The sequence below is a fragment of the Arcobacter sp. genome, from assembly GCF_050300555.1.
Lineage (GTDB): Bacteria > Campylobacterota > Campylobacteria > Campylobacterales > Arcobacteraceae > Arcobacter.
The window spans coordinates 1-644 of record NZ_JBNKXY010000189.1 but is presented as its reverse complement, the minus strand read 5'-3'; the positions used below and the strand labels follow the sequence as shown (position 1 = coordinate 644).

The window sequence follows — 644 nt, the reverse complement described above, 5'->3', positions numbered from 1 at the left end:
ATCTACAACACTAGGTCTGTAGTAAAATGTCATAGCAAAACCTGTTGCAACTTGAATTAAAAAACAAGTTAAAACAAGACCACCAAAACAATAAAAAATGTTTACATGAGGTGGTACATATTTACTAGAAATATCATCAGCAATAGCTTGAACTTCTAATCGTTCTTCAAACCAATCGTACACTTTGTTCATACAAAATATTTAGAATTTTTTTACACAGTTAAGCAAAATAAATGAAAATCAATAATTTTTAAAAAGGCGAGAGTGGGATTCGAACCCACGAGTGCGTAGTAATTTTTAATGATTTTTAATTAATTTTCTTTTAGATGTTAAATAACTTCTTTATCTTTGATACTTGATTACAATCAATGGAATTTGGCAGAACTCTCAGGATATTTCTTACAAATGGTAAACCAACTGGACTAAGATTAGTTGAGATAATAAATTGGACTGGATTATCTTTCGCATTTTATAGGACAAATATTAATGAGTTAGAAAAAAGAGAAGAATTAAAAAAGCAAGGAGTATATTTTTTAATTGGAGCAAGTACAACTAATTTATATTCGCATAAAATGTATATTGGTGAAGCCGAAAGTATAATAATTCGTCTGAAACAACAATTAAGTAAAGAGTTTTGGAATCAG

The 644-nt window shown here is 28.3% G+C and carries 1 protein-coding gene and 1 pseudogene; one reads left to right on the top strand and one right to left on the bottom strand.

The features are described 5' to 3' along the window. Positions 1-192: pseudogene (gene petB, locus ACQY5W_RS13255) on the bottom strand (cytochrome b6); the annotation flags it as partial. 176 nt (positions 193-368) lie between these two features. On the opposite strand from petB, the gene ACQY5W_RS13250 reads away from it, so the two are divergent. After that, positions 369-644 (top strand): hypothetical protein (locus tag ACQY5W_RS13250; RefSeq protein ID WP_428025445.1); only part of this gene is annotated, 276 nt, incomplete at its 3' end.